Origin of the sequence: Variovorax trehalosi (assembly GCF_051216415.1) — a bacterium.
Lineage (GTDB): Bacteria > Pseudomonadota > Gammaproteobacteria > Burkholderiales > Burkholderiaceae_C > Variovorax.
Genome location: NZ_JBPJZG010000001.1, coordinates 1242682 through 1266236 on the forward strand (window position 1 = coordinate 1242682; position 23555 = coordinate 1266236).

Sequence of the window (23555 nt, forward strand, 5' to 3'; positions counted from 1 at the left end):
TCCGCGACGGGCCGGCCCCTTCCAGCGAACACCGAGGAACCGGCTTCGCCGGGCCTCAGGTGTTGCCCCCGGTAGGGGGAAGGAGAAGCGGACACGAAGTGCCGCGCAGCCTGGGGGCGAGCCTATTTCGTGCCGAAGATGCGGTCGCCGGCGTCGCCGAGGCCAGGGAGGATGTACCCGTGGCTGTTCAGTTCGCGATCGATCGCCGCGGTGTAGATCGGCACATCCGGGTGCGCCTTCTGCATCGTCGCCACGCCTTCGGGGCAGGTCAGCAGGCACACGAACTTGATCGACTTCGGGTTGAGTTCCTTCAGCCGTTCGACCGCAGCCACGGCCGAATTGCCGGTGGCCAGCATCGGGTCGACCACGATCACGTCGCGGTTCTCCATCTCGCCGGGCATCTTGAAGTAGTACTCGACGGCGGTGAGCGTCTTGGGGTCGCGGTAGAGGCCGATGTGACCGACGCGGGCGCCCGGCACCACGGTCAGCATGCCGTCCAGGATGCCGGTGCCGGCGCGCAGGATCGACACCAGCACCAGCTTCTTGCCGTCGATGACCTTGGCCTGCATGGTCTCCAGCGGGGTTTCGACCTCGATGTCCTGCATCGGCATGTCGCGCGTGACCTCGTAGGCCATGAGCATGCTGATCTCATTGAGGAGCCGGCGGAAGCTGTTGGTGGACGCATCCTTGCGGCGCATCAGCGTGAGCTTGTGCTGGACGAGGGGGTGATTGACGAGGTGAACGTTGCTCATTGGAATTTTTTCTGGCGTTGCTGCTGAATGTGAACCCCGGAGTCTAAAAGACGGTGCCGTCGCTCTCGATCAGGAGCGGTGGCGCTCCGTCTCGCAAGCGCTGTGCCAGTGCCCGGCCGGCCGCCCAGGTGCCGCCTTCGAGCACGCAGGCCAGCGGCAGCTCTTCCTCGGTGCGGTCGAGCACCTTGCGCACGCGCGGCGCCACCTCGTCGAGCAGCGCCACGGTGAGCGCGCGCCATTCGACGATGAATTCGTCGCTGGCCTTCCAGCGGCGGGTGAGGAAGGCCGCATCCTTCGGCACGATCACGCCGCTGTCGATCAGCAGGCCTCCGTTGCGGTACTCGGGCAGGGCGGTGAGCGCATCGAGATGGCGCACCTTCACGCCGGCCCATTCGAAGGGTTCGAGCAGCGAGTAGGTGAGCCACTGCGAGAGCTTGTGAAAGGGCATCCAGCCGTTAGTGAGACCGGGACCGCGCACCGCGCTGTGGCGCCAGCAGTCGCCGAGCGCCAACGCCGGATCGCCCGATCCGATGCCGCCGGCGCTGTCACTGCCGTCGATCGCGATGCTGTCCACCGAGTTCGCCGAGGGCCAGATGCGCGAGAGCGTCTCCAGCAGCAGCGAGAGGATCTGGTGCGCCGTGATCTCCGCCGTGGGCGGCGCGGCCGGGCCGTAGGGGCCGACCAGCGCGTCGAACAGGCGGCCGGGCCGGCCATCGTCGCCGAAGGTCTCGGGCTGCTCGCTCATCGCCTCGCCGAGCCGGCGCAGCAGCGTGGCGCGGCCCGAAAGGCCCACCAGCGGATTGACCTCGCTCACCTGGAAGGCGTCGCCCAGCCGGTCTGCCACCAGGCCCTTGAGGCCGGCTGCGTCGGCCTGCAGCGGATGGTCGGGGTCGGACGAGAAAAGCCCGCTGGTGAAGGCATGGAAGCTCGCCACGCCCAGGCCTTCGGAGCGCGTGTAGCGCTCGCCGGTGGCGGGCTCGGTGTAGCGCCAGTCGGGGCCGGCGCCGGCATCGAGGAGCACGCTCACCAGCACGAGGTCGATGTGCGCGCGGGCGCGCTGGCGGGCGTCGATGCCTTTGCCGAGCAGCTGGTCGAGCTGCTTCAGCCGGTCGATGCCGCCGGCCTCGAAGTGGCGCCAGCGGCTGTGGTACGGGATGGTGTCCCACGGATAGCGCTCGCGCGTGACCTCGGCCACGGTGCGCGCCGCATCTTCGAGCGCGTCGTCGCTGCCGATGCGGAACCACTGCGACTCGCCGCGGCGCGCGCGCGCCAGCAGGGCGCCCGCACGCTGGCGGATGGCGGCGGTGGTGCGCAGCAGCGAGGCCGCGCCGGCCGGATGGGCGGTGTCCGCGGTGAATTCGATCGATGGGTCGACCTTGCCCGCGCCGCCGGCCGGCAGGCTGCCGGAGCCGTCGACGGGCATGTTCGGGTCGGTGTGGTGGCTGATGGTCATTCGGTGAGTCCGCGGCCCTTGGCCTTTTTCAGTTCTTCGGCGTCCGGCACGGGGCCGGGCGTGAAGTAGCCGGCGGCCATCTTGGCGTCCATCTCGACGCGGGCGTCGGCCGGGATCAGTTCGTCGGGAATGTTCACGCGCTCGCCGATCTCGATGCCCGAGCCGGTGATCGCGTCGAACTTCATGTTGCTCATCGACACGAGCCGATGGATCTTCCTGATGCCCAGCCAGTGGAAGACGTCGGGCATCAGCTCCTGGAAGCGCATGTCCTGCACGCCGGCCACGCACTCGGTGCGCGCGAAGTACTGGTCGGCCGTGTCGCCGCCCACCTGGCGCTTGCGGGCGTTGTAGACCAGGAACTTGGTCACTTCTCCCAGCGCGCGGCCTTCCTTGCGCGAATAGGCAATGAGCCCCACGCCGCCGCGCTGTGCGCCCTGGATGCATTCCTCGATCGCGTGCGTGAGGTAGGGGCGGCAGGTGCAGATGTCGGAGCCGAACACGTCCGAGCCGTTGCATTCGTCGTGGATGCGCGCGGTGAGCTCCACCTCGGGGTTGGCCAGGTCGCGCGGGTTGCCGAAGATGTAGAGCGTCTGCCCGCCGATGGGCGGCAGGAACACCTCCAGGTCGGAGCGCGTGACGAGCTCGGGGTACATGCCGCCGGTCTCCTCGAAGAGCGTGCGGCGCAGGTCGGTCTCGGAGCAGCCGAAGCGGCGTGCCACCTCGGGGAGATACCACACGGGCTCGATGGCCGCCTTGGTCACCATCGCGGCGCCGCCCGAGGTGAGGAAGTGGCCGTCGGCCTTCAGGCGCCCGCTTTGCAGCGCCTCGATCACCTCGGGCAGGATCACGTGCGCCTTGGTGATCGCGATGGTCGGGCGGATGTCGTAGCCCGCGGCCAGCTCGGTGGAGAACGCATCGGCCACCAGCGCGCCCCAGGGGTCGAGCGAGACGATGCGGCCCGGCTCGCCCCACTGCGGATAGGGGCCGATCACGTCGGTGGGCGAGGTGTTGGTGAGGTCGGCCTTGTGTTCGCGCTTCAGGGCACCCGAGGCCACCGCGAGCGCGCGGTACACGCTGTACGAGCCGCTGTGGGTGCCGATGACGTTGCGGTGCGCGCGTTTGGTTGTCGTACCGACCACCGGGCCGCGCTCGGCAGCGGTGGCCGCGCCCCACTGGATGGGCAGCGCGCCGAAGCCGCCGGCATGCGAGGTCAGGCGGATGTGGCCGGTCGAGGAGGAGGGGTGCAGCGGAGGGAGAGGCGAAAGCGGCGTGGTGCCAGCCGGCAGTGCGGAAGGGATCTCGGTGCTATCTACGGACATTGCAGGCCCTCAAAAAATGCAATGTACCGATCGCGCGTGCGGCTGGCAAGCCGGGGCGGACCATGCCCCGCATCCATCGAACGGCGCGTGATGCTCAGGCTGGCGAGGAGCGCAGGCCGTAAGTCTTGCCGCCGACGAACAGGTATTCGGCGCGCAGCACCGCATCGCCTTTCTCGCCGGTGAAGGTGAAGCCGAGCACGCCCACCTGGGTGCCGGGCTTGATCTCTTCGACGCCCCAGGCCTGCAGGCGCGTGAGGGGTGCCAGCTCGACCTGCCATTTGCGGTCGCGCCGCGTCGGCAATTGCGCCTTGGCCAGCAGCGCGGGGCCGTCGACGGCGGTCGACTGCTTCGGCAATGCACGTTGCTTCAGATCGGCGGGGAGCGTGGGGTTGTCGGGCAGTTCGAGCTCCAGTTCGCCATGCGGGTTGCGCCACAGGACCTTGGTCGCGCGGCCCTCCAGGTACAGCGGGCGCTCCTGGTCGAAGCTGCTCCATCCATGGTGGGCCCAGGCGGGCAGGGCGAGGCTCGTCGAGGCAGCAATGAAGAGGCGTCTTTGCATCATCTCGGTCTCCTTCGGTTCGGGCGGTTCAGAGGTAGGCGATCCAGCGCCCGCAGATGATGACAGCGAGCCAAAACCCCAAGGACAGAAGGCATTGCACCCTGGCGAACCGATCCAGGGCTGCAACGCCGCTGCGAAAGTGAAAGAGCGCCGCGTTGGCGCCGGCCAGCGCGATCAGGAGCATCTTGATCCGAAAGGCAGTATTGGCCAGCAGTTCGTCGGGCTGGCCGGAGAACATCGTGAGCCCGGTGACCGCGCACAGGCCGAAGCCAGCGAGGGCGGGGCGCAGCGTCATGCGCGCCAGCAGCGGCGCGGGCAGCTCGCGCCCCATGCCCAGGGCGCGCAGCTCGAACACGAAAAGCCCGCCGAACAGCAGCGCAATGCCGACGATGTGCACCACCTCCAGCGCCGGATAGGCCCAAGGGTGCGAGACGAGTCCGCTGAACATCGGCGCAGCTTAGCCCAAGGTACGGGCGAAGGGCTTGCGGGCGCTGGCACTTTCCATGTCGCGGCACAATCCAACGCACTATTTTTCGACCAGGCTGTAACCAGCCAGCCCGATGGCACGAATCACTGAAGGTAGCAGGATGCAAATGAGCGACGCGGAAGTGGCGCTGCGGAGCCTGTTCCTTCGGGGCCTCGATGGCGATGCGAAGGCCTACCGCGAATTCCTGCAGAAACTCAGCGCGCATCTGCGCGCCTTTCTGGGCAAGCGCCTCTTTGGCTGGCCCGATGAAGTGGAAGACCTCGTCCAGGAATGCCTGCTCGCCATGCACAACCAGCGTCACACCTACCAGAGCGACCAGCCGCTGACGGCCTGGGTGCATGCCATTGCGCGCTACAAGATGATCGACCTCCTGCGCGCCAAGTCGGTCCGCGAAGACCTGCATGACCCGCTGGACGACGACCTCGCGGTGTTCGCCGAGTCGGCCACCGAGGCCAGCGACGCAAGGCGCGACCTGGGCGGCCTGCTCGAGACGCTGCCCGAGCGCCAGCGCCTGCCGATCGTGCACGTGAAGATCGAAGGCCTCTCGGTGGCCGAGACTGCGAGCCTGACCGGCATGTCCGAGTCGGCGGTGAAGGTCGGCATCCACCGCGGGCTCAAGGCGCTGGCCGCGCGGTTCGGCCACAACTGGAGTGCTTCCGCATGAAGACCGACGATCTGGTCGCGATGCTGGCGAACGGCCCTGTGGCTGCGCCGCGCCACGCGACGAGCCGGCGGCTCTGGCTGGCGATGCTGGTCGGCGTGCCGCTGTCGTTCGTCATCCTGTTCGTCGAGTACGGGCTGCGGCGCGACCTGGTGCAGGCCATGTTCTGGCCGATGTTCTGGGTCAAGGTGCTGTTTCCGCTGTGCATCGCCGCGGCCGGCTTCCTGATGGTGCAGCGGCTCGCGCGACCGGGCGTCGCGGTGCGGCAGGCGTGGGTTGGCGCGGTGCTGCCGGTGCTCGGGGTCTGGGCGCTGGCCGTCGTTGCGTGGTTCTCCATGCCGGCCGAGGACCAGATGCCGTCGCTCATGGGGCAGTCGTGGCGCATCTGCGCGGTGAGCATCGGGCTGATGGCGCTGCCGGTTTTCGTGGCCACGCTGGTGGTGCTCAGGGGGCTCGCGCCCACGCAGCCCGCGCTGGCGGGTGCTGCGGCGGGGGCGCTCGCGGGCGGTGTCGGCGCTGCGGTCTATGCGCTGCACTGCATGGAACTCACCGCACCGTTCCTCGCGGTCTGGTACGTCAGCGGCATTGCCGTGCCGGTGCTCGTGGGCGCCTTGCTCGGGCCACGCCTTTTGCGCTGGTGAAGCTGCGCGCGATCACCGCAAGCGCGCCTTTCACACTTTCTCTTTTTCTCGTTCGCTCCCTGCGAGGCGCGTGTACGAACACGCGCCGACCTCCGACCTTTTCATCCCGATCCAACAAAGGAAAACCATGAACCGCCGCTCTTTCTCCACAGCCATCGTCGCCGGCGCTGCCGCATCGATCTTCTCCAGCCCGGCCAGCTTCGCGCAGACGCGCGCCGCCGCCGGCGCACGCAACGTCGTGCTGGTCCATGGCGCCTACGCCGATGGCTCCTGCTGGTCGGAAGTCATCGGCCGGCTCCAGGCAGCCGGCCTCAAGGCCACGGCGGTGCAGAACCCGTTGAGCTCGCTGGCCGACGACGCCGAGGCCACGCGACGCATCCTCGCGCTGCAGGACGGCCCGACGGTGCTGGTCGGCCATTCGTGGGCCGGCACGGTGATCAGCGAGACCGGCGTCGATCCGAAGGTATCGGCGCTGGTGTACGTGGCGGCGCGTGCGCCCGATGCGGGCGAGGACTACGGCGCGCTGGCCGCGAAATTTCCGACGCCGCCGGCCACGGCCGGGCTCGTGAAGTCAGGCGGCTTCGCGCAGCTTGGCGAAGAAGCGTTCCTTCGCGATTTCGCGGGCGACATCGATCCTGCGAAGGCCCGGGTGCTGTATGCGGTGCAGGGGCGGATTTCGGAGACGCTCTTCGCCGGCCGCACCACGCAGGCCGCCTGGCGCTCCAAGCCCAGCTGGTACGCCGTGTCGACCAACGACCGGACCACTTCGCCCGAGCTGGAGCGCTTTCTCGCGAAGCGGATGAACGCGAAGACCATCGAGATCGCATCGAGCCATCTCTCGCTGATCTCGCACCCGGACAAGATCGCCGACCTGATCCTCGAAGCGGCCGGCAGCCCGCGCTGACGGCTGCATCGATGGCCCTTCGTGGGACAAACCCTAGTCGGGCCTGAAATGTCGTTCCCATAACAGTCCGCGGAAAACGAAAGTAGTGGAATCGCGTCGCCTTTTTCCTCAAATAACGAAGGAGACACGATGCGAGACATCTATCGAGCGGGGCTCAGGGTACTGGGCCTGTGTGTGTTGGCTTCCCTCATCAACTGCGGCGGAGACGGGGGCGGCGGCAGCGGCTTCGCGCCGATCGTTCCGCCATCGGGCAATGCGCCGCCCACGAACCCGCCTGACGGACCACCGGCGTCTGCAGTCGGCGAGTTGAAGATCCGCACGCTGTCGAACCGCGCCGACATGATCAGCGACGGCGACGCCTATGTCGAAATCGTGCTGCCCGAGGGCAAGAGCGCGCTCGACCTGGCCGTGGACCTGGACGGCAAGGACGTGTCTTCCGCCTTCGCCCTTCGCGCCAACGGCCGCGTGCTCGGCACGGTCACCGGCCTTCGCGTGGGCAGCAACACGCTCACCGCCATGCTCAAGTCCACGAAGACCGGCGCGAAGCTCGCCATCGAGAACTTCGGCCGCGGCGGCAACATCTTCGCGGGCACGCCGGTCCAGCCGTGGATCTGCGCGACCAAGGCCGGCTCGGTTGCGACCGTGACGGTGCCCGGCACCGGACTCTCGGCCTCCGTGACGACGCAGGTGAGCGGGCTCGATGCCGACCCGGTCGATGCCGACTGCAACGCGCCCACCGTCTACACCTACTACTACCAGCCCAAGGCCAAGGAGGGCACCGCCTGCGGCCAGCAGCCCTTCGGTCCCTACGCCTGCTTCCTGCAGTACGACCCGGCCAAGCGCCCGAAGGACGCCGACATCGCGAACTTCACCACCGACCGCGGCGACACCGTGAAGGCCCTGCTGCGCGTGGAGCTGGGCACCATGGGCCGCAGCGAATACCAGGTGGCGGTGTACTTCGACCCCGCCAAGCCGTGGACGCCGTGGGAGCCGCAGAAGGGCTGGAACGGCAAGGTGCTCTGGAAGATGGGCGCCTCGGCCTCGGGCAACCGCTTCCAGCAGAACCCGGGCACGGCGCTCTTCGACGACAACGCGCTGCGCGCCGGCTTCATGACGGTCAATTCGCAACTGACGAACCACAACGACAACAACAACGAGTTCCTGGCGACCGAGAACATCATGATGGTCAAGGAACACATCGTCGACACCTACGGCGAGATCCGCTTCACCATGTCCGACGGCGGCTCGGGCGGCTCGATGATGCAGACGGTGCCGGCCTCGGTGATGCCGGGCCTGCTCGACGGCCTGCAGACCGGCTACAGCTACCCCGACGCGGTCACGACCTGGATCGAGACGCGCGACTGCGGCAATCTCTGGCGCTACTACGGCTCCGGCCCGGGCGCAGGCCTCTCGCAAGCGGCGCGGGCGGCCATCGAGGGCCATCCGACGGCCGACTACTGCACCAGCTGGGTGTATTCGTTCCTCGCGCCGCAGAACCCGGTGCAGTCCACCAACTGCGGCCCGGGCTTTCCGGCGGCGCTGGTGTACGACCCGGTGCTGCGGCCCAACGGCGTGCGCTGCACCATCCACGACGTGATGACTGCGATCCTCGGCACCGCCGAACTCAACGGCAACACCGTGCCCAACCTGCCTTACGACAACGCGGGCGTGCAGTACGGGCTGAAGGCCTTGCGCTCCGGCGCCATCACGCCCGAGGAGTTCGTTGCGCTCAACGAAGGCATTGGCAGCTGGGATGCCGACATGGTCTGGTCGGGCGACAAGGCCGTCATTCCCGCGGTACGCGCCCGTGCGCAGCCGAGCGCCATGACAGCGCTCTATCGCAGCGGTCTCGTCAGCTACGCGAAGAACCTCGCGAAGGTGCCGATCATCGATCTGCGGCCCGAGCTGGGCGCCGACATCCACATGGCCTGGCGCACCTTCGAGCAGCGCGCGCGGCTCGATGCAGGCAATGGCGGGCACGACAACCACGTGGTGCTGGCGAGCGCGGCCGGCACCGGCGTGGCGCTGACCAAGCAGGCCTTCCTGATGATGGACCGCTGGCTGAGCGCCATGGAGGCCGACACATCAAGCGATGCGAAGGAAAAGAAGGTCGTGAAGAACAAGCCTTCCGACGCGGTCGATTCCTGCATCGCTACCGCGGGCATGACCACGGCCGAACTGGTGGACATCGGCTTCACCACTTCCGCGTGCCCGGTCAGGCCCTACGAGTCGGTGCGCATCGTGTCCGGTGGGCCGCTGTCGGAGGACGTGTTCAAGTGCCAGTTGAAGCCGATCGACTTCGCATCTGCCGACTATGCCGGCATCCGCTTCACGGGCGGCCAGCAGGTCCGCCTGCAGGCGACGTTCCCCGACGGCGTGTGCAACTGGAGCAAGCCGGGCGTGGGGCAGGTGCCGTGGAGCCCGACCACCTTCCGCAACGGCCCCGGCGGGCAGGACCTGCCGGCCGCACCGGTGTCCGTGGCGTTCTGACGTTCAACAGCCCTCAACCGGGCTGGTTGTTCGGAAACCTCGACAGGCGCTGCCTGTCGAGCACGTTGATGTAGCCGTAGCCCGTCTTGATGAGCTGGGCCGCCTCGAGCTCGTGCAGCGCCGCGTTCACCCGCTGGCGCGACACGCCCACCATCCAGCCGATTTCTTCCTGGCTGATCTGCAGCGTGGCATCGGTGTTCGGATAGAGCACCGGATGGAACAGGCTCGCGATGCCGCGCGCCACGCGGGCGGTGGGCTCCAGCAGCCGGTCGAACTTCACCGTGGCGATGAACTGGCTCAGCCGCTCGTTCAGGTGCGACAGCATGAAGTGGTTGAAGGGGACGCTGCGGTCCAGCAGCCACGCGAAGGTGTCGCGCGGCAGGTGCAGCGTGGTGGTGGGGCGCGTGGCGGCGATCTCGTACTTGCGCTGCTCGACCTTCAGCAGCGAGCCTTCGCCGATCCAGCCGCCGGTGGCCACGCCGGTGAACATCACCGGCTTGCCGTCGGCCGAGGTGTCCTGCACCCGGAGAAAGCCGCGGATCACGCCGATCCAGCTGTCGGCGATCTCGTTGCGCTGGCAGACGAATTCGCCGGGGCCGTGCTCGCGGGTGAAGAGCGCCTTGTAGACCACTTCACGCTCGCTTTGCGTGAGCACGCGCGGCCAGATGCAGCGTTCCCAGAACTGGTGGACCTCGTTGTCCGGCAGCTTGCTGGTGGACATCCGGGTCTCTGCTGTGCAGGTGGTGGTTGCCGGCCTCAGCGCTTCTTGCTGCCGAAGATCCCGCCGAGCACGCCGCGCAGGATTTCCTTGCCCACCGAGGTGCCCATGGTGCGCACCGCCGACTTGGCCATGGTCTGCACCAAGCCGTCGCGCTTTCCGCCGCGCGGACCGGTGCTGCCGAAGATCATGTCGTTGAGCATGCCGCCCATGCCGGAGCCGGCTTCCTCGGTGCCGGCCTTGCCGGCTTGTCCCTTGGCGGCGGGCGCATCGGGCGCGGACTCGGCGCGGCCCTTGAGCTTTTCGTAGGCCGATTCGCGGTCCACGGTCTTCTCGTACACGCCGGCAACGAGCGAGTTGGCGATCAACGCCTTGCGCTGGTCGGGCGTGATCGGGCCGAGCTGGCTGCCCGGCGGCAGCACGAACACGCGCTCGGTCACGCTCGGGCGGCCCTTGGCGTCCAGGAAGCTCACCAGCGCCTCGCCGACAGCCAGTTCGGTGATGGCGGTCTCGATGTCGAGGCCCGGCTTCTGGCGCATGGTGCTGGCGGCCGCCTTCACGGCCTTCTGGTCGCGCGGGGTGAAGGCGCGCAGCGCGTGCTGCACGCGGTTGCCGAGCTGGGCCAGCACCGTATCCGGAATGTCCAGCGGGTTCTGGGTGACGAAATACACGCCCACGCCCTTGGAGCGCACCAGCCGCACCACGAGTTCGATGCGTTCCACCAGCGCCTTGGGTGCCTCGTTGAAGAGCAGGTGGGCCTCGTCGAAGAAGAAGGCCAGCTTGGGCTGGTCGGGGTCGCCGATTTCGGGCAGCTGCTCGAACAGCTCCGACAGCATCCAGAGCAGGAAGGTCGCATACAGGCGCGGCGAGTTCATCAGCTTGTCGGCGGCCAGCACGTTGACCACGCCCTTGCCGCCCACGGTCTGCATGAAATCGGCGATGTTGAGCATCGGCTCGCCGAAGAACTTGTCGCCGCCCTGGGTCTCGATCTGCAGCAGGCCGCGCTGGATGGCGCCCACGCTGGCGGCGCTGATGTTGCCGTACTGGGTGGTGAACTGGCTGGAGTTCTCGCCCACGTACTGCAGCATGGCGCGCAGGTCCTTCAGGTCGAGCAGCAGCATGCCGTTGTCGTCGGCGATCTTGAACACCAGGTTCAGCACCCCGGCCTGGGTTTCGTTCACGTCGAGCATGCGGCCCAGCAGCAGCGGGCCCATGTCGGACACCGTGGCCCGCACCGGGTGGCCCTGTTCGCCGAACACGTCCCACAGCGTGACGGGGCAGGCGGAGGGCTCGGGCAGGTCGATGCCGCGTTCCTTCAGCGTGGCGGCCAGCTTCTCGCCGACGGCGCCTTTCTGGCTGATGCCGGTCAGGTCGCCCTTGACGTCGGCCATGAACACCGGCACGCCGATGCTGGAGAGCTTCTCGGCGATGGTCTGCAGGGTGACGGTCTTGCCGGTGCCGGTGGCGCCGGTGATCAGGCCATGGCGGTTGGCAAGACTGGGGAGGAGGGCGCACTCGATGCTGTCGTGGCGGGCGATCAGAAGGGGGTCTGCCATGGAGGGCTCCGGGTCGTATCGAAGCGGTCAGTCTAATCAAGCGGCACTCCTATAATCCACGGCCGCACGATAGGTTCAGGAAAAAGTTTTCAGGAGGTTTTTTTGTCATCGACTGCTCAGCCCCCCATTCCCGCCACTGGCGATGCGTCAGAACAGTCGCCGATCGAAAAAGAACTCGCCGTGCTGCTCGTGAACGCCCTCAATCTCGAGGTTGCGCCTGAGGACATCGTCCCCACCGAGCCGCTGTACGGTGAAGGCCTGGGCCTGGATTCCATCGACATCCTCGAAGTTGCGCTCGAAGTCTCGCGGCGCTACGGCTTCCAGTTGCGTTCGGACGACGAACGCAACCAGCAGATCTTCCAGTCGCTGCGCACGCTCGCGACCCACGTCGCCCAGCACCGCAGCGCTTCCTGACCCATGTCACGATGGCGACTGGCGCTCCTGCTGCTGGTGGGAGTGGCTTATGCCGGCCTCTCTCACTGGATGACCCTGTTCCACGCCACCGAGCCGTGGGCGGTGGTGGTCTTGCTCGGGCCGCTCTGGATTGCGGCCATGGGCATGGCCGCCAGCTGGTTCGGCCGCTGGGGTTTTGCGGTGGCACTGGTACTGGGCATCGGCGGGTTCTCACTGGTTTTCCTGGGTGAAGCGGGCGATCCGAACCGTCTCTATGTGCTGCAGCACGTGGGCATCAACGGCGCCCTGTGCGGCTGGTTCGGCTCCACGCTGCGTGGTCGCGGGCTGCCGCTGATCACGCAATTCGCGCAGCGCGTGCATCCGCTCAAGGGGCACATGCTGTCCTACACGACGCATCTCACGCAGATCTGGACCGTGTATTTCGCGGTGGTGGTCGTGTCGTCGATCGTGGTCTACCTGACGATGCCGTTCTCGGCCTGGTCGCTGCTGGCCAATGTGCTGTCGCCGGTGTCGGTGGCCCTGCTTTTCGTGGGCGAGCACCTGATTCGCTACAGGCTGCACCCCGAGTTCGAGCGCACCCGGCTCGTCGATGCGGTGCGTGCTTTCTACGGCACCTCGACGATCGACAACGGGGCCGGCCCCCGGTGACAGGCGCAGCCCGCGTGACGACAGACAACCCCCTCCTGCCCCTGCTCGCGGACCGCGACCCTGACGCCCCCCTGGCCTGGCGCGCAGGCGTGCCCGTGAGCACTCGCCAGTTCCTGTCCGACGTGGCCCGCTTCGCACCGGTGCTGCCGGCCGAAGGCCCGGCGGTCAACCTGTGCGTCGACCGCTACGCCTTCGCGGTCAGCCTCGCCGCCGCGCTCGTGCGCGGTCATGCGAGCCTCTTGCCGCCCGACGCGCGGCCCGACACGCTGGCGCGCCTGGTCGAGAGCCACGGCACCCGCCTTTTTGCACTCACCGACGACACCAAGCTGCAAACGCCCGGCATGCAGCGCGTGCTGATCGAGGACCGCTCCAGCCTCGAAGGCGACGCTAGCGCGACCGTGCCCGCGTTCGACGGCGCGATGCACGCGGCCAGCCTGCTCACCTCGGGCTCCACCGGCGCGCCGCAGCCGCATGCCAAGACCTGGCGCACGCTGGTGGGCGACGTGGCCGTCGCCGTCGAGCGGCTCAGCCGCGTTCTCGGTCGTCCTTCGCTCGAAGGCCTCACGCTGGTTGCGACCGTGCCGGTGCAGCACAGCTACGGGCTCGAATCGTCGGTGCTGCTGGCGATGCTGGGCGGTGCCGCTTTCGAAAGCGGGCGGCCATTCTTTCCGGCCGACGTGGCACAGACACTGGCCTCGGTGCCGCGCCCGCGCGCACTGGTGACCACGCCGTTCCACCTGAAGACGCTGCTGCTCTCGGGCATCGAGCTGCCGCCGGTGGACCTGATCCTCTCGGCCACCGCGCCGCTCTCGCCGCAACTCGCGCTCCAGGCCGAGCAGGCCATGGGCGGCGTGCTGCTCGAAATCTACGGCAGCACCGAGTCGGGCCAGGTCGCCACGCGCCGCACGACCGAAAGCGACATCTGGGAAAACTTCGGCCAGATCCGCGTGCGTGCGGAGCCGGGCGAGGGCGATGGTCCGGAGCGCTTCATCTTCGAAGGCGACTTCCTGCCCGAGCCGACGCCGCTGGCCGACGTGCTCGAACTGCTGGACGACCAGCGCTTTCGCCTATTCGGCCGCGCGAACGACCTGATCCACGTGGCCGGCCGGCGCAGTTCGCTCGCGCACCTGAACTACCACCTGAACAGCATTCCCGGCGTCGACGACGGCGCCTTCTGGCTGCCCGACGAAGTGGCCGACGGCGTGGTACGGCCGATAGCCTTCGTGGTGGCGCCCACGCTGACGGCGGGCGCGATCATCGCTGCGCTGCGGCAGCGCCTCGAGGCGGTGTTCGTGCCGCGGCGCGTGGTGCAGGTGAAGTCCTTTCCGCGCGAAGGCACCGGTAAGCTCACGGTGCGGGCGCTGCGCGAATTCGCGCTGGCGCAGCTTGCGGAAGACGACACGCCGGTGAAGATCGCCCACACGGTGCCCGCCGACCATCCTTCTTTCGCCGGCCATTTCCCCGGCCAGCCGCTGCTGCCCGGTGCGCTGGTGCTGGCCGAGGTCATGGAGGCCATCCAGCGCGTGCCGGCGCTGGTCGCACGGCTCGGAGCGAACCCGACGCTCGCAGCGGCCAAGTTCCTTGCGCCGGTGCGACCCGGGAGCACGCTTTCCATCGAACTGCAGCCGGAAGCCGGTGCCGGCCGCGGCGTGCGTTTCGACGTGCGCTGCGACGGCGTGGTGGCTGTCACCGGCCGTTGGACCGCCGTGCAAGAGTCTGCGTGATGAAGCACACCGACGCCGAAACCCGCGCCGTCAACGAGGCGGCCCAGACCGCACAGAAGAGCGGCTGGACCCAGGCGCCCGAGCGCAGCAACATGCTGGCGCTGCGCTTCATCTGCTTCATGGCCCTGGTGTGCGGGCGCCACGTCACGCGGCTGCTGCTGCCGCCGATCAGCCTGTACTTCCTGCTGTTCGCGCCCGCGCCGCGCCGGCAGATCAAGCGCTACCTGTTCAGGGCCATCGGCCCGCATGCGGGCTGGATCGATGGCTACCGGTTGCTGCACGCGTTTTCGTCGACAGTGCTCGATCGGGTGTACTTCCTGCGCGGGCGCATGGACCTCTTCAAGCTGACGATCGCGGGCAATGTTCCGCTCGAAACCGAGGCGGCCGAAGGGCGGGGCGCTTTCCTGCTCGGTGCGCATGTGGGCAGCTTCGAGGTCATGGGTGCCTGCAAGAATCACACGCACCAGAAGAGCCTGCGCCTCGCGATGCTGATGTATCCGGACAACGCGCAGCGCATCACGGCCATCCTCAACCACATCGCGGTGCCCGAGATGCGGCCCCATGTGATCGCGCTCGGCCGGCCGAATTCGATGCTCGCGCTGCGCGACTGGCTCGACGACGGGGGCCTGGGCGGCATGCTGGCCGACCGCACCCTGCCGGGCAGCGAGGACCAGCCCTCGCACCATCGCGGCCACAACATCGTGCTGCCGTTCCTCGGTCAACCCGCCGCCTTCAACGACGGGCCGTTCCGGCTCGCGGCACTGCTGCGCCGCAAGGTGTTCTTCATGGCCGGCCTCTACGGTGGCGGTGCCCGCTACGATGTCCGGTTCGATCCGCTGGCCGACTTCGCCGAGCCGGCGGCCGACGCCGCGGACCGCGAGCGGCGCATCCGTGCCGCGGTCGAGGCCTACGTCGCGCGCCTGGAGGCGCTGTGCCGCGCTTATCCGTACAACTGGTTCAACTTTCATGATTTCTGGCTCGAAGATGCGGCTTGACCGGCTTTGCAGGGTGTTCTTGTTGGCGGTGGCTTTCTGCGCTGCGCCGGCGTGGGCGTTCGACCTGTCCGAGCTGATGGGCCTCTTGGCCAAGCAGAAGAGCGGCGAGGCCCGCTTCACCGAACAACGCTTCGTGCACGGCCTGGAAGGCCCGCTCGATGCGAGCGGCACGCTGAGCTTCGATGCACCCGACAAGCTCGTGCGCCGCACGCTGTCGCCGCGCATCGAGACCATGGCGGTCGACGGCAACACCCTGACCCTGTCTCGCGGCGGCCGCAACCGCACGCTGGCACTGGACAGCATGCCCGAGCTGCTCGGCCTGGTGGAAGCCATGCGCGGCACGCTGAGCGGCGACGGCGCCACGCTGCAGCGCTACTTCAAGAGCACGGTGACGGGCGCGCCGACCAAATGGACGCTCGACCTCGCGCCCATGGACAGCCGGCTCGCCGCGCAGGTGCGCAGCATCCGCATCACTGGCAGCGCGAGCGACGTGCTGGGGCTGGAGATGGAATTCATCGGCGGTGATCGCTCGGTCATGACCATCTCGCCGAACGCGCCTGCGGCGCCGGCCACCAACGCGGCCCCGTCCGGCGCGGCCGGACGCACCACACCGTGACCGCCGTGACTGCGGCACCGCAGGCCGGCGGCCCGCCGGGCTGGCGGCGCAGGGCCGTCGTGCTGATCGCGTGGCTGCTGGTGCTGTTGTGCGGTGCCGTCGTCATTGCGCGCACGCAGATCGGCGCCGATCTCTCGGCGTTCCTGCCCAAGAGCCCGGACCTGCGGCAGCGCGTGCTGATCGAGCAGCTGCAAAGCGGCGTTGCCTCGCGCACGCTGATGCTGGGCATCGAAGGCGGCAGCGCCGAGCAGCGCGCCGCGGCGTCGCGTGCCACGGCGAAGGTCATGCGCGAGAGCCAGCTCTTCGACCTGATCCAGAACGGCGACGTCGGCGACTGGAGCGAGGCCGGCACCTGGGTGTTCCAGCACCGCTATCAGCTGTCGCCAGGCGTCACGCCTGCGCAGTTCACCGCCGCAGGCTTGCGCGACGCGATCAACGAAACGCTGTCGATGCTCGGCACGCCGGCCGGCAACGTGATCAAGCCCTTCCTCGACCGCGACCCGACCGGCGAGACGCAGCGCATCGCCATGGAACTGGTGCCCGCGAGCGCGCCGCGCAGCGAAGACGGCGTGTGGATGTCGCGCACCGCGCCGCGCGCGCTGATGATCGCCACCACGCGTGCCGCCGGCAGCGACCTCGACGCGCAGGCCGTGGCCATCGCGAAGGTGCACGCGGCCTTCGAAGCCGCCACGCGCGAGATGGGCGAGGCGAAGCCGAAACTGCTGCTGAGCGGCCCGCCGGTGTTCTCGGTGATGAGCCGCGACAAGATCAAGACCGAAGCCATCCACCTCGCGATCGTCGGTGGCATCGTGATGGGCGTGCTGCTGCTGCTGGCCTTTGCGTCGCCGCGCGCGCTGCTGATCGCCTTCCTGCCGGTGGCGACGGGCGTGGTGATCGGCACCGCGAGCGTGAGCCTGGTGTTCGGCTCGGTGCACGGCCTCACGCTGGGGTTCGGCAGCACGCTGATCGGCGAGACGGTGGACTACGCCATCTATTACCTGATCCAGGCGCGCGGGGCGGCGGTGGCCGGCACCGGCTGGCAGCGCTGGCGCGACCTCAATTGGCCCACCGTGCGGCTCGGGCTGCTGACCTCGGTGTGCGGCTTCGCGGCGCTGGTGTTCTCGGGCTTTCCGGGGCTCGCGCAACTGGGCGTGTTCTCCATTGCCGGCCTGGTCGCCGCCGCGCTGGCCACGCGCTACGTGCTGCCGATGCTCGCACCCGATGGCGCGACCGGCATGGGCATGCGCAAGTACATGGCGCAGGTCGCCGGCATGCTGGTGCGCGGTCTGCCGCGCCTGCGCTGGCCGCTGGCCGCGCTCGGCGTGGCTGCGCTGGGTCTGGTGCTGTGGCAGGGCGGGCACCTCTGGCGCGCCGACCTGGGGGCGATGAGCCCGGTGCCCAAGTCGGCCCAGCAGCTCGACGAGATGCTGCGCAACGACATCGGCGCGAGCGACGGTGGCGTGCTGGTCGTGGCTTACGGCGACGACGATCAGGCGGCGCTGCGCAACACCGAAGCGGCAGCGGCCAAGCTCGATGCGCTGGTCGATACGGCCGAACTCGTCGGCTACGAGGCGGTCACGCGCGTGCTGCCCAGCGCGGCTGCGCAGTCGGCGCGCATCGCAAGCCTGCCTGATGCGGCCACGCTGCAAGCCAGCCTGGCCGAGGCCACGAAGGGCCTGCCGCTGCCGGCCTCGCGGCTCGGGCCTTTCCTGGCCGACGTCGAGGCAGCGCGCAAGCTGGAGCCCGTGCAGCGCGCCGACCTGGCCGGCGGGCCGCTCGGCTCCGTGCTGAACACGCTGATGTACCAGCGCCCGGGTGGCGGATGGGCGACGCTGCTGGTGCTGCACCCCGGCCCGAAATTCGACCAAGGCCGGCTCGAAGCCGCGCTGTCGGGCACGACCGACGTGCAGGTGGTCGATGTCGGCCGCGAACTCGCGAGCCTGTACCAGCGCTATCTGCACGAGGCCTTCGTGCAGGTGCTGCTCGGCGCGCTGGCGGTGGTGGTGCTGCTCGGCATCTACCTGCGTTCATGGCGCCGGCTGCTGGCGGTGTGCCAGCCGCTGGTGTTCGCGGTGATGCTCACCCTGGGCGGCATGGCGCTGGCGCAGGCTGCGCTCGGCATCCTGCATCTGGTGGGGCTGCTGCTGATCGTGGCGGTGGGCTCGAACTACGCGCTGTTCTTCGACCAGCTGCGCACGACGGGGCGGGCGGATGAAGACACGTTGGCCTCGCTGATGCTGGCCAACCTGACGACGGTGGTCTCGTTTGGCCTGATTGCGATATCCGATATCCCGGCGTTGTCGTCCATCGGTCGCGTGGTGGCACCTGGGGCGTTGCTGGCGTTGCTGCTGTCGGCGGCGTTCGCTCGGCATGTGACGCCGTCCGAGCAGCGCACCTGATGGGAAAATCCGCCGCGATGTCTTCCGCAACCGCCACCCCCGAATCCTGGCCCTGGCCGCCGGCCATGCGCGCAAGCGCGGCCTGGCATGTGGCGGCCATCGGCGCGGGCGTGCTGGTGCCGGGCGCGTGGCCGTGGGCCATCGGCGCGATCGTGCTCAATCACGCGCTGATCACCGGCGCCGGGCTCACGCCGCGCAGCAGCCTGCTGGGTCCCAATGTCACGCGGCTGCCCGAGGCGGCGGCGGCGCGACGCGAAGTGGCGATCACCATCGACGACGGGCCGGAGCCCGAAGTCACGCCCCGGGTGCTGGACCTGCTGGACGCACACGGCCAGCGCGCCACTTTCTTCTGCATCGCCGAACGCGTGCTGGCACACCCGGAACTGGCGCGCGAGATCGTGGCGCGCGGCCACAGCATCCAGAACCACACGGCGCGGCACCGGCACAACTTCTCGTTCCTCGGGCCGCGCGGCTTCGCGAGCGAGATTGCGCGGGCACAGGACATCCTGACCGAGGTCACCGGCCAGCGCCCGACCTGTTTCCGCGCGCCTGCCGGGCTGCGCAATCCGTTTCTGGAACCGGTGCTGCACCGCCTGGGCCTTTCGCTCGTGAGCTGGACGCGGCGCGGTTTCGACACGCGTGAAGGCGACCCCGCCAAGGTGATGGCGCGCCTCGCCCGCAACCTGCAGGCCCGCGACATCCTGTTGCTGCACGACGGCAACGCCGCGCGCACCGCCGAAGGACAACCCGTTTTGCTGGAGGTACTGCCCTTGTTGCTCGAACGCTTGTGCGCCGATGGATTGCGCGCCGTGACCCTGCCCGAGGGGATGAAGTCGTGAGCGCCGTGATGTCATCGACCGACAACGCGTGGCGCGAGCTGCATGAAGCCGCGACCGTTCCCTACAAGAAGGGTGGCACCTTCGCCTGGCAGTTCGCACGCGGCAAGCTCGGGCGCGATCCGGTGTTCCGTGGCCTCCTCGAACGCGGGCTGATCGATGCGCAGCATCGGCGCGTGGTCGACATCGGCTGTGGGCAGGGCCTCTTCGTGAGCCTGCTGGCGTCGATGAGCGCGATGCAGCAGCAGGGGCGCTGGCCCACTTCATGGCCGGCCACGCCGGCGGCTGTGGACTACACCGGCATCGAGCTGATGCCCAAGGACGTGGCGCGCGCCGAGGCGTCGGTCGGCCATCTGCAGCCGACGCCGCGCCTGGTGTGCGCCGACATGTGCTCAGCCGCCTTGCCCGACTGCGACCTGGTCGTGATCCTCGACGTGCTGCACTATGTGGACCTCGCGGCGCAGGAAGGCGTCTTGACGCGCGTACGCGATGCACTCCAGCGCGGGGGCAACCCGAAGGCGCGGCTGCTGCTGCGCGTGGGCGACGCATCGAGCCGCCGTGGTTTCGCGATCAGCCAGTGGGTCGATCGCACGGTGACGCGCATCCGCGGCCACAAGGTCTCGCCGACCTGGGGCCGCCCGCTCGCCGAATGGACGGCGTTGCTGCAGCGCCTGGGTTTCCGCGTGCAGAGCATTCCGATGAGCGAAGGCACGCCGTTCGCCAACGTGCTGCTGGTGGCCGACCTGGAGGCCGCCGCTTGACGGCGCCGCAGACGCTCGACCGCGCAGGCATTGCGCAGCGCATTCCGCACAGCGGCAGCATGTGCCTGCTGGAGCGGCTCGACGGCTGGGATGCGGAGGTGATCCGCTGCAGCACCACGACCCATAGGCTCGCGGACAACCCGCTGCGCACGGCCGGCGGATTGCTGGCGCCGAACGCCATCGAATATGCGGCGCAGGCCATGGCGCTTCACGGCGGTTTGCTGGCTGCTGAAGGCAGCACGCCGTCGGCCGGTTTTCTGGCGAGTGCGCGCAATGTGCTGTTGGCCGTCGCGCGGCTGGACGACATCGAAGGCGCATTGCAGGTGCAGGCCCGGCGCCTGTCGGGCGACGAGCGGCAGATCCTTTACGAATTCGCGGTCAGCGCCGAAGACGGCCGCACGCTGGCCGAGGGCCGGGCCGTGGTGGTCCTGAACACGCCGCTCGCAACAGAAAGCACCGCATCATGAGTCTCGAAGGAAAACGCGCGCTGATCACGGGCGCCAGCGGCGCACTCGGCGCGGCCATGGCCGAACGGTTTGCGCGGGACGGCGCGACGGTGCTGCTGCACGCCAACTCGCGGCCGGAAGCCGTCGAGCAATTGGCAGCTTCGATCACGGCGGCAGGCGGCAAGGCGGAATGCCATGTGTTCGATCTGCGCAGCGACGAGGCTTCGGCCGTTGCGTGCGCGCGCATCCTGGAAGGCGGAGCGGTCCAGATCCTCGTCAACAACGCCGGTGTGCATGACGACGCGGTGCTGCCGGGCATGCGCGCCGATCAGTGGCACAAGGTGATCGACGTGTCGCTCAACGGCTTTTTCCGTGTGACGCAGCCGTTGCTGCTGCCGATGATGCGCACGCGCTGGGGGCGCATCCTGAACATCTCGTCGGTGTCGGCGATCACGGGCAACCGCGGGCAGGTCAACTACGCCGCGGCCAAGGGCGCGCTCAACAGCGCGACCAAGGCGCTGTCGCTCGAAGTGGCGTCGCGCGGCGTCACGGTCAATGCCATCGCGCCGGGGATCATCGCGTCGCCGATGGCGGATGCGGTGTTCGATCCCGCGGTCATCAACCAGATGGTGCCGGTGAAGCGGGCGGGAACGCCGCAGGAAGTGGCCGCGCTGGCTTCGTTCCTGGCCAGCGACGAAGCGGCCTATATCACCGGGCAGGTGATCTCGATCAATGGCGGGATGATCTGAGCCGCTACAGCGGCAGCGTGTCGAACGCTGCGTAGGCCGTAGCCAGCCACGACTTCACGCGCTGGCGTTCCAGCAGGCCCAGCGCATGCGCGCCTTCGCGATCGTTCACGGCCTTCCAGAAGCTCGTGTTCTGCGCATCGATCTTCCGCATGCTGGCTTCGTGCAGGCGCGGCAATGCAATGACCCGCGCACCGTTCGCATTCGCCTTGGAGAGCGACTGCGACGCCAGCAGCATCCCGAAATCGCTGCCGCGGCCGTAGTTCTGCACCACGATGTAATTGGGCCGGTTGCCGAAGGTGTCGATCAGCGTGCCGAGCAGGTCGGTGGAGTCCTTGCCGTCGTCCAGCACATGCCAGAAATTGACCGTCACGCCGATTTCGGCGAACACGTCGAACAGATCCGATTCCTTGATCCAACGCGACAGCGGCGCCAGCGTCTGGGCCGCGAGGTCGACGATCACGCTTTGCTTCGGGTTGCTCTCGAAGCCGTTCACGACCGTGTCGAGTCCTTCGTAGCTGTCGACCACGACGGGCGAGGCAAAGCCTTCGTAGAAGCGGGTGAACGAGCTGTGCGAACGGTCGGTGTCGAAGCCGGTGAAAGGGCGGCTGCGGTCGATGAAGTACTGCGCCAGGACGCGCGCCGTGACCGACTTGCCGACACCGCCTTTTTCGCCGCCGATGAAATTGATGGAGCTCATGAGTTGCTGCTGCCTCGAATGGGTTGAGGGGTGAAGGGCTGAATCATTCTAGGGGGCGTGTTTTTCCGTTTGTCTATTTGCCGCGCTTGGCCATGCTTTGCAGCAAGGGGTGTGCCTGCAAGCGCTGCTGCAGTCGATTTTTCCATGGGGCGGGCAGTGTCGAGGCGTCGATCATTTCGGGCCAGAGACTGCGCGCGAGCCGTGCCGTGTCGGAGATCACGCGCCGCACCAGCGGTTCGTGCAGCCCGGTCGAGAAGCAGAAGGCGCGCACGTTGGCGGGCGTGAAGAGGGCGGTGCGCCGGGGTGCTGCGGTGTTCGCCGGAAAGAGAGGAAGCGCATGGCCGTCGACGCCCTGGATCGCTGCGTACGCCACGATGTCGTAGGCCGGCGCCAGCCGCGGCGCGATGCCGTCGGCGTACAGCACACCGAAGTTCTTCAGGTGGGCGTCGGGGTTGCCGAGCAGGTCGTTCACCGCGAGGCGCCGCACGAGTTCGAGCACCGCGTCCTCGCCCAGCGAGGGGAAGGCCTGCATCGCGAGCGCCATGTCGAGGTAGCTCGCGCTGTACTTGTGCATCGGGTCCACGGCGAGCACCTGCGCGAAGTCCTCGAAATGGATGCGGCGCGCACCGTCGCGGTCGAAGCGCGTCACGGCCAGGAAGTCGGGCTCGTCGGGCAATGCGTAGCTGTGCTCGGCCTTGATGGCCGAGAGCGGCGCGAGTTCGGCATTGCACACCTCGACACCCGCGGCGCCCGCCATCTGGAGCGAGAGCATTTCCAGCTGCGGCATGTGCGGCCGTCCGGCCACCGGCAGCTTGGCGATCACGCGCGTGCTCGCACCGGCCCGCGTGCGCGCCACGTAGCGCCCGCCCTGGCGGCGCAGGCCCAGCTTGGGTTGCACGCCCGACACCGAGATGCCCTGCGGCATCGGCAGCTCGACCACGGACATCTCGAGCGCGTCTTGATCCTGGGTGATGAGCCGCTGCAGCGTGCCGCGGTCCACCGACACCGGCTTGGCGCTCACCGCGCCGGGCAGGTCGCCACCGCAGGCTGCGAGCAGTTCGAAGTGATCGTTTTCCCGGCAACCGCGCAACTGCGCGATGTGGCTGCGCAGCACGCCTTCGGGCAGCAGGTTCTGGAAGAAGCGGGGAAGCTGTCCGCCCTGGGCATTGAAGAGCGGGTTCTTCACGTCGCTCCAGAGGGCGGCCTGCGTGGCGGGGTCGCTCGCCACCATCGAGAGGGACAGCACCTCCGGCGGCGGCGCGGCGATCAGTTCGGGCTCCGCCACGAAGCGGCAGAGGTCCGCGTACTGGAAGAGCTTGCCGAAGCGCCGCGTGCCGAGCGAGATCTCGAGGATCTTGACGTTCATGGCGAGCGGCGCTTGTTGTTGGTGTAGGGCGGCGGAGCCGGAGCCTGCGCGACCGCATGACCCACGCGGGTGGTGACGGGTCGGTAGCCGGGATCGGTGGCCGCGGTTTCGCCGAAGCCCTTGGGCGCCAACTGCAGTTCGAGCCCGAGCGCATCGACCAGCGCGAGCAGCGACGACAGCTGCGGATTGCCTTGGAGGCTCAAGGCATTGCGCACCGAGCGCTCGGTCAGTCCCGAACGCAGCGCGATCTCGGCGGTCGAGAGGCCCGCGGCATCGCGCCGCGCGGCCAGGGTGGTGATGAGTTCCTGCTTGTTCACGGAAATATATTACCGCAAATGGAATTTTGGGAAATGTATTTCCCAAA

Annotated in this window: 24 protein-coding genes; 14 read left to right on the top strand and 10 right to left on the bottom strand. The window is 68.4% G+C overall.

Annotated features, from left to right (window positions below):
- Nucleotides 1-122: 122 nt before the first annotated feature.
- The 5 genes from upp to ACSFA7_RS05875 all read right to left on the bottom strand — a co-directional run bounded on the left by upp (nucleotide 123) and on the right by ACSFA7_RS05875 (nucleotide 4531).
- The gene (gene upp, locus ACSFA7_RS05855; protein WP_007837874.1) at nucleotides 123-752 is read right to left on the bottom strand and encodes a uracil phosphoribosyltransferase; all 630 of its coding nucleotides are present in this window, start codon (nucleotides 750-752) and stop codon (nucleotides 123-125) included.
- Nucleotides 753-795: 43 nt separating this feature from the next.
- Nucleotides 796-2205, bottom strand: a complete 1410-nt coding sequence (locus ACSFA7_RS05860) for a URC4/urg3 family protein (RefSeq protein WP_435498489.1) — start codon at nucleotides 2203-2205, stop codon at nucleotides 796-798.
- Complete coding sequence (locus ACSFA7_RS05865; protein ID WP_435498490.1) at nucleotides 2202-3524, bottom strand: GTP cyclohydrolase II; 1323 nt, start codon at nucleotides 3522-3524, stop codon at nucleotides 2202-2204. Before ACSFA7_RS05865 ends, ACSFA7_RS05860 begins: the two co-directional genes overlap by 4 nt.
- Nucleotides 3525-3618: 94 nt before the next feature.
- On the bottom strand, nucleotides 3619-4086 hold the full coding sequence (locus ACSFA7_RS05870; protein WP_435498491.1) for a DUF6152 family protein: 468 nt from the start codon (nucleotides 4084-4086) through the stop codon (nucleotides 3619-3621).
- Nucleotides 4087-4111: 25 nt separating this feature from the next.
- Nucleotides 4112-4531, bottom strand: a complete 420-nt coding sequence (locus tag ACSFA7_RS05875) for a hypothetical protein (RefSeq protein ID WP_435498492.1) — start codon at nucleotides 4529-4531, stop codon at nucleotides 4112-4114.
- 112 nt (nucleotides 4532-4643) lie between these two features.
- On the opposite strand from ACSFA7_RS05875, the gene ACSFA7_RS05880 reads away from it, so the two are divergent.
- The 4 genes from ACSFA7_RS05880 (at nucleotide 4644) to ACSFA7_RS05895 (ending at nucleotide 9266) form a co-directional block, all read left to right on the top strand.
- Nucleotides 4644-5234, top strand: a complete 591-nt coding sequence (locus ACSFA7_RS05880; RefSeq protein ID WP_435498493.1) for a sigma-70 family RNA polymerase sigma factor — start codon at nucleotides 4644-4646, stop codon at nucleotides 5232-5234.
- Entirely contained in the window at nucleotides 5231-5872 is a 642-nt protein-coding gene (locus ACSFA7_RS05885) for a DUF1109 domain-containing protein (protein WP_435498494.1), read from the top strand. The genes ACSFA7_RS05880 and ACSFA7_RS05885 overlap by 4 nt, the downstream gene beginning before the upstream one ends.
- A gap of 127 nt (nucleotides 5873-5999) precedes the next feature.
- A complete protein-coding gene (locus ACSFA7_RS05890) occupies nucleotides 6000-6776 on the top strand; it encodes an alpha/beta fold hydrolase (RefSeq protein WP_435498495.1) in 777 nt (258 codons plus the stop codon).
- Between the two features lie 129 nt (nucleotides 6777-6905).
- Entirely contained in the window at nucleotides 6906-9266 is a 2361-nt protein-coding gene (locus ACSFA7_RS05895; RefSeq protein ID WP_435498496.1) for a DUF6351 family protein, read from the top strand.
- Between the two features lie 13 nt (nucleotides 9267-9279).
- Here the strand turns inward: ACSFA7_RS05895 and ACSFA7_RS05900 are convergent, their stop codons facing one another.
- On the bottom strand, nucleotides 9280-9987 hold the full coding sequence (locus tag ACSFA7_RS05900; RefSeq protein WP_206179090.1) for a Crp/Fnr family transcriptional regulator: 708 nt from the start codon (nucleotides 9985-9987) through the stop codon (nucleotides 9280-9282).
- A 35-nt stretch (nucleotides 9988-10022) separates the two neighbouring features.
- Nucleotides 10023-11540 (bottom strand): helicase HerA-like C-terminal domain-containing protein, encoded by a 1518-nt coding sequence (locus tag ACSFA7_RS05905; protein ID WP_435498497.1) that lies wholly within the window; start codon nucleotides 11538-11540, stop codon nucleotides 10023-10025.
- Nucleotides 11541-11642: 102 nt separating this feature from the next.
- Here ACSFA7_RS05905 and ACSFA7_RS05910 point away from each other — a divergent pair, with 102 nt between their 5' ends.
- The 10 genes from ACSFA7_RS05910 to fabG are packed head-to-tail and all read left to right on the top strand — an operon-like array spanning nucleotide 11643 to nucleotide 21128.
- Nucleotides 11643-11954 (top strand): phosphopantetheine-binding protein, encoded by a 312-nt coding sequence (locus ACSFA7_RS05910; RefSeq protein WP_176657581.1) that lies wholly within the window; start codon nucleotides 11643-11645, stop codon nucleotides 11952-11954.
- A 3-nt stretch (nucleotides 11955-11957) separates the two neighbouring features.
- A complete protein-coding gene (locus ACSFA7_RS05915) occupies nucleotides 11958-12602 on the top strand; it encodes a COG4648 family protein (RefSeq protein ID WP_435498498.1) in 645 nt (214 codons plus the stop codon).
- 14 nt (nucleotides 12603-12616) lie between these two features.
- On the top strand, nucleotides 12617-14326 hold the full coding sequence (locus ACSFA7_RS05920; RefSeq protein WP_435498499.1) for an AMP-binding protein: 1710 nt from the start codon (nucleotides 12617-12619) through the stop codon (nucleotides 14324-14326).
- Nucleotides 14326-15321, top strand: coding sequence for an acyl-CoA synthetase (locus ACSFA7_RS05925; protein WP_435498500.1), 996 nt, complete (start codon nucleotides 14326-14328; stop codon nucleotides 15319-15321). The genes ACSFA7_RS05920 and ACSFA7_RS05925 overlap by 1 nt, the downstream gene beginning before the upstream one ends.
- Before the next feature lie 13 nt (nucleotides 15322-15334).
- Nucleotides 15335-15937 carry a LolA-related protein gene (locus ACSFA7_RS05930; protein WP_435498501.1) on the top strand — a complete coding sequence of 201 codons (603 nt, stop codon included), beginning with the start codon at nucleotides 15335-15337 and terminating at the stop codon, nucleotides 15935-15937.
- Nucleotides 15934-18336, top strand: coding sequence for an MMPL family transporter (locus tag ACSFA7_RS05935; RefSeq protein ID WP_435498502.1), 2403 nt, complete (start codon nucleotides 15934-15936; stop codon nucleotides 18334-18336). Before ACSFA7_RS05930 ends, ACSFA7_RS05935 begins: the two co-directional genes overlap by 4 nt.
- Nucleotides 18336-19175: a polysaccharide deacetylase family protein gene (locus ACSFA7_RS05940; RefSeq protein WP_435498503.1), complete on the top strand. Its 840-nt coding sequence runs from the start codon at nucleotides 18336-18338 to the stop codon at nucleotides 19173-19175. The genes ACSFA7_RS05935 and ACSFA7_RS05940 overlap by 1 nt, the downstream gene beginning before the upstream one ends.
- Nucleotides 19176-19183: 8 nt before the next feature.
- Nucleotides 19184-19933, top strand: coding sequence for a class I SAM-dependent methyltransferase (locus tag ACSFA7_RS05945; RefSeq protein WP_435498898.1), 750 nt, complete (start codon nucleotides 19184-19186; stop codon nucleotides 19931-19933).
- Nucleotides 19930-20400: a hotdog family protein gene (locus tag ACSFA7_RS05950; RefSeq protein ID WP_435498504.1), complete on the top strand. Its 471-nt coding sequence runs from the start codon at nucleotides 19930-19932 to the stop codon at nucleotides 20398-20400. The genes ACSFA7_RS05945 and ACSFA7_RS05950 overlap by 4 nt, the downstream gene beginning before the upstream one ends.
- Nucleotides 20397-21128, top strand: coding sequence for a 3-oxoacyl-ACP reductase FabG (gene fabG, locus ACSFA7_RS05955; RefSeq protein WP_435498505.1), 732 nt, complete (start codon nucleotides 20397-20399; stop codon nucleotides 21126-21128). Before ACSFA7_RS05950 ends, fabG begins: the two co-directional genes overlap by 4 nt.
- A 4-nt stretch (nucleotides 21129-21132) precedes the next feature.
- Here the strand turns inward: fabG and ACSFA7_RS05960 are convergent, their stop codons facing one another.
- The 3 genes from ACSFA7_RS05960 to ACSFA7_RS05970 all read right to left on the bottom strand — a co-directional run bounded on the left by ACSFA7_RS05960 (nucleotide 21133) and on the right by ACSFA7_RS05970 (nucleotide 23508).
- Nucleotides 21133-21825 carry a P-loop NTPase family protein gene (locus tag ACSFA7_RS05960; protein ID WP_013541643.1) on the bottom strand — a complete coding sequence of 231 codons (693 nt, stop codon included), beginning with the start codon at nucleotides 21823-21825 and terminating at the stop codon, nucleotides 21133-21135.
- A 73-nt stretch (nucleotides 21826-21898) separates the two neighbouring features.
- Nucleotides 21899-23191, bottom strand: coding sequence for a type II toxin-antitoxin system HipA family toxin (locus ACSFA7_RS05965; RefSeq protein ID WP_435498506.1), 1293 nt, complete (start codon nucleotides 23189-23191; stop codon nucleotides 21899-21901).
- A complete protein-coding gene (locus ACSFA7_RS05970) occupies nucleotides 23188-23508 on the bottom strand; it encodes a helix-turn-helix domain-containing protein (RefSeq protein WP_435498507.1) in 321 nt (106 codons plus the stop codon). Before ACSFA7_RS05970 ends, ACSFA7_RS05965 begins: the two co-directional genes overlap by 4 nt.
- Nucleotides 23509-23555 lie beyond the last annotated feature (47 nt).